The sequence below is a fragment of the Aequorivita soesokkakensis genome, from assembly GCF_001641085.1.
Taxonomy (GTDB): Bacteria; Bacteroidota; Bacteroidia; order Flavobacteriales; family Flavobacteriaceae; genus Aequorivita; species Aequorivita soesokkakensis.
In genome coordinates, this window is the sequence record NZ_LXIE01000025.1 from 1 (window position 1) to 5,228 (window position 5,228).

Consider the following 5,228-nt stretch of genomic DNA (forward strand, 5'->3'; position numbering starts at 1 on the left):
AAAAGTTCATTGAGATATTGAAATTGACAGCGTAGACCGCCACTTGAAAAGGTGGCTGGTCAACAAAGAAAACTAAACTAAGTGAGAATCCCGAGATTTTTTTGAGAGTCGGGCTCTTTTGGTGTATGGTCGCAATATTATTGAAGATTATACGATGAAGAGTTTGATCCTGGCTCAGGATGAACGCTAGCGGCAGGCCTAACACATGCAAGTCGAGGGGTAGAGGGTGCTTGCACCCTTGAGACCGGCGCACGGGTGCGTAACGCGTATGCAACCTACCTATTGCAGGGGAATAGCCCAGGGAAACTTGGATTAATGCCCCATAGTCCATATTGATAGCATTTGATATATGGTAAAGATTCATCGGCAATAGATGGGCATGCGTCCTATTAGCTAGTTGGTGTGGTAACGGCACACCAAGGCTACGATAGGTAGGGGCCCTGAGAGGGGGATCCCCCACACTGGTACTGAGACACGGACCAGACTCCTACGGGAGGCAGCAGTGAGGAATATTGGACAATGGGCGGGAGCCTGATCCAGCCATGCCGCGTGCAGGAAGACTGCCCTATGGGTTGTAAACTGCTTTTTTACGGGAAGAAACACCCCCACGTGTGGGGGCTTGACGGTACCGTACGAATAAGGATCGGCTAACTCCGTGCCAGCAGCCGCGGTAATACGGAGGATCCGAGCGTTATCCGGAATCATTGGGTTTAAAGGGTCCGTAGGCGGGCGTCTAAGTCAGTGGTGAAATTCTGCAGCTCAACTGTAGAACTGCCATTGATACTGGTCGCCTTGAATCGTTGTGAAGTGGCTAGAATATGTAGTGTAGCGGTGAAATGCTTAGATATTACATAGAATACCGATTGCGAAGGCAGGTCACTAACAACGCATTGACGCTGATGGACGAAAGCGTGGGGAGCGAACAGGATTAGATACCCTGGTAGTCCACGCCGTAAACGATGGATACTAGCTGTCCGGCGCACATTGGTGTGCTGGGTGGCCAAGCGAAAGTGATAAGTATCCCACCTGGGGAGTACGTTCGCAAGAATGAAACTCAAAGGAATTGACGGGGGCCCGCACAAGCGGTGGAGCATGTGGTTTAATTCGATGATACGCGAGGAACCTTACCAGGGCTTAAATGTAGTCTGACAGATTTGGAAACAGATCCTTCTTCGGACAGATTACAAGGTGCTGCATGGTTGTCGTCAGCTCGTGCCGTGAGGTGTCAGGTTAAGTCCTATAACGAGCGCAACCCCTGTCGTTAGTTGCCAGCATGTAAAGATGGGAACTCTAACGAGACTGCCGGTGCAAACCGTGAGGAAGGTGGGGATGACGTCAAATCATCACGGCCCTTACGTCCTGGGCCACACACGTGCTACAATGGCAGGTACAATGGGCAGCCACTGCGCAAGCAGGAGCGAATCCACAAAACCTGTCTCAGTTCGGATCGGGGTCTGCAACTCGACCCCGTGAAGCTGGAATCGCTAGTAATCGGATATCAGCCATGATCCGGTGAATACGTTCCCGGGCCTTGTACACACCGCCCGTCAAGCCATGGAAGCTGGAAGCACCTGAAGTCCGTCACCGCAAGGAGCGGCCTAGGGTGAAGCTGGTAACTGGGGCTAAGTCGTAACAAGGTAGCCGTACCGGAAGGTGCGGCTGGAACACCTCCTTTCTAGAGAAAGACGACCGAAAATTCAACAAGAGAAGGCTCTTAATATAAGAAAGCAAGGGGTCTTGCTTGGTTTAGCTGTCAATTTTATAATATTATGGTCAACAGGTCAAGTCTCAGTATATCAAAACTGGATGCTGAACACTGAACATTGGGGCCGCTTACAGAGTCCCATAGCTCAGCTGGTTAGAGCGCTACACTGATAATGTAGAGGTCGGCAGTTCGAGTCTGCCTGGGACTACAAAAGAATGTTCAGCGAACAATCTGCAATTCTCAATATTCAATTGAAAATTGGGCATTGTATATTGAAAATTGAATGTTCAAACGTTCATCAAACACATATTGAAGGAAATTTTAGAAGTTGGGATACCTATCCTTTTTGGAATTTGGAATTTAGAATTTTGGAATTTCATTCAGAAATGGGGGATTAGCTCAGCTGGCTAGAGCGCCTGCCTTGCACGCAGGAGGTCATCGGTTCGACTCCGATATTCTCCACCAAGGACAACAACCGTTGTTCCCATTAGCTGCCCGTTATCCGGGCCTGGGAACGCGGGGATCCGGACAGTTCATTGACATATTGGAAACAAAGAATACGAGAAAAGTAATAAAGTGCACACTATTATATAGTGTGCGAAATTTGAATAACTCATTAAAAGAGCAAAAAGTACAATAAGCAAAATAAGGGCGTATGGGGAATGCCTAGGCTCTCAGAGGCGAAGAAGGACGTGATAAGCTGCGAAAAGCTGCGGGGATTGGCACATACAAGTTGATCCGCAGGTATCCGAATGGGGCAACCCAGTACATTGAAGATGTATTACCGCGCAAGCGGGGCAAACCCGGGGAACTGAAACATCTAAGTACCCGGAGGAAGAGAAAACAATAGTGATTCCGATAGTAGCGGCGAGCGAAATCGGATTAGCCCAAACCGGTACCGTTACGGCGGTGCCGGGGTTGTAGGACTGTGACATTTGGTGCTTTACGAATAAGAACACGTTGGAAAGCGTGGCCATAGACGGTGATAGCCCGGTATTAGTAAGGACAGTTACCGATAACAGTATCCTGAGTAGTGCGGGGCACGTGAAACCCTGTATGAATCCGGCGGGACCATCCGCCAAGGCTAAATACTCCTGAGAGACCGATAGTGAACCAGTACCGTGAGGGAAAGGTGAAAAGAACCGTGAACAACGGAGTGAAATAGAACCTGAAACCATACGCCTACAAGCGGTCGGAGCCAGTTTACTGGTGACGGCGTGCCTTTTGCATAATGAGCCTACGAGTTACTGTTGCCAGCAAGGTTAAGATCTTAAGGATCGGAGCCGCAGCGAAAGCGAGTCTGAATAGGGCGCCACAGTTGGTAGTAGTAGACGCGAAACCGTGTGATCTACCCTTGGGCAGGTTGAAGTTTGGGTAACACCAAATGGAGGACCGAACCCGTTGACGTTGAAAAGTCTTGGGATGACCTGAGGGTAGGGGTGAAAGGCCAATCAAACTCGGAAATAGCTCGTACTCCCCGAAATGCATTTAGGTGCAGCGTTGACATATAGTTTTATAGAGGTAGAGCTACTGATTGGATGCGGGGGCTTCACCGCCTACCAATTCCTGACAAACTCCGAATGCTATAAAATGTTGGTCAGCAGTGAGGGCATGGGTGCTAAGGTCCATGTCCGAGAGGGAAAGAACCCAGACCATCAGCTAAGGTCCCCAAATGTATGTTAAGTTGAAAAAACGAGGTTGGACTGCACAGACAGCTAGGATGTTGGCTTGGAAGCAGCCATTCATTTAAAGAGTGCGTAACAGCTCACTAGTCGAGCGGTCCGGCATGGATAATAATCGGGCATAAACATACTACCGAAGCTATGGACCTATATTTATATAGGTGGTAGGGGAGCATTCTGTTTGCGCCGAAGGTGCGTCGCGAGGCGTGCTGGAGCGGACAGAAAAGAAAATGTAGGCATAAGTAACGATAATGCGGGCGAGAAACCCGCACTCCGAAAGACCAAGGTTTCCCCAGCTATGCTAATCAGCTGGGGGTTAGTCGGGGCCTAACGCGAACCCGAAAGGGGTAGTGGATGGACAACGGGTTAATATTCCCGTACCTGCCCGCGCCAAAAGCGACGGAGGCGAAAAGATGGTGCGCACTGACGGAATAGTGCGTTGAAGCGAGCGGTAACGCCGCGATAGTACACTGAGGCTCCGGCCAAGGTGATAATCCATTGTATCGACTTCCAAGAAAAGCGAGCGAGGCAGCCCGTACCCTAAACCGACACAGGTGGTTGGGATGAGAATTCTAAGGAGCTCGAGAGATTCATGGCTAAGGAACTAGGCAAAATCGACCCGTAACTTCGGGAGAAGGGTCGCCCCCAGCAATGGGGGCCGCAGTGAAGAGGTCCAGGCGACTGTTTATCAAAAACACAGGGCTCTGCAAAATCGAAAGATGAAGTATAGGGCCTGACACCTGCCCGGTGCTGGAAGGTTAAGAGGAGATGTCAGCTTCGGCGAAGCATTGAATTGAAGCCCCAGTAAACGGCGGCCGTAACTATAACGGTCCTAAGGTAGCGAAATTCCTTGTCGGGTAAGTTCCGACCTGCACGAATGGTGTAACGATCTGGACACTGTCTCAGCCATGAGCTCGGTGAAATTGTAGTATCGGTGAAGATGCCGATTACCCGCTGTGGGACGAAAAGACCCCGTGCACCTTTACTATAGCTTAGTATTGGTTTTGGACAAGTAATGTGTAGGATAGGTGGGAGACTTTGAAGCGGCGTCGCCAGGCGTTGTGGAGTCATTGTTGAAATACCACCCTTTGCTTGTCTAGAGTCTAACCCTTCACAAAAGGGGACAGTGCTTGGTGGGTAGTTTGACTGGGGTGGTCGCCTCCAAAAGAGTAACGGAGGCTTCTAAAGGTTCCCTCAATACGGTTGGCAATCGTGTGTAGAGTGCAATGGCATAAGGGAGCTTGACTGAGAGACCTACAAGTCGATCAGGTACGAAAGTAGAGCATAGTGATCCGGTGGTTCCGCATGGAAGGGCCATCGCTCAAAGGATAAAAGGTACGCCGGGGATAACAGGCTGATCTCCCCCAAGAGCTCACATCGACGGGGGGGTTTGGCACCTCGATGTCGGCTCGTCACATCCTGGGGCTGGAGAAGGTCCCAAGGGTTGGGCTGTTCGCCCATTAAAGTGGCACGCGAGCTGGGTTCAGAACGTCGTGAGACAGTTCGGTCTCTATCTACAGTGGGCGCAAGAAATTTGAGTGGATCTGATCCTAGTACGAGAGGACCGGATTGGACCGACCGCTGGTGCACCAGTTGTCCCGCCAGGGGCACCGCTGGGTAGCTACGTCGGGAAGGGATAAGCGCTGAAAGCATATAAGCGCGAAACCCACCACAAGATGAGATTTCTTTAAAGGGCCGTGGGAGACTACCACGTTGATAGGCCGTAGGTGTAAGGGCGGTAACGTCCCAGCCGAGCGGTACTAATAGCCCGTAAGCTTATGTACGAAAGCCTCCCCCTTCCCCTCCAAGGGAGGGGGGACGCAAACTCTTTTTTTAAGCAA

Annotated in this window: 2 tRNA genes and 2 rRNA genes; all 4 read left to right on the top strand. The window is 50.6% G+C overall.

Annotation, left to right across the window (positions count from 1 at the left end):
* The first annotated feature begins 151 nt into the window (after positions 1 to 151).
* The 4 genes from A7A78_RS09785 (at position 152) to A7A78_RS09805 (ending at position 5,171) form a co-directional block, all read left to right on the top strand.
* A 16S ribosomal RNA gene (locus A7A78_RS09785) occupies positions 152 to 1,675 on the top strand.
* A 164-nt stretch (positions 1,676 to 1,839) separates the two neighbouring features.
* A tRNA-Ile gene (locus tag A7A78_RS09790) sits at positions 1,840 to 1,913 on the top strand.
* A 180-nt stretch (positions 1,914 to 2,093) separates the two neighbouring features.
* Positions 2,094 to 2,170: transfer RNA gene (locus A7A78_RS09800), tRNA-Ala, on the top strand.
* 169 nt (positions 2,171 to 2,339) lie between these two features.
* Positions 2,340 to 5,171 (top strand): 23S ribosomal RNA (locus A7A78_RS09805).
* The 16S and 23S rRNA genes sit together here with 2 tRNA genes alongside, the layout of an rRNA operon.
* The last annotated feature ends 57 nt before the right edge of the window (positions 5,172 to 5,228 follow it).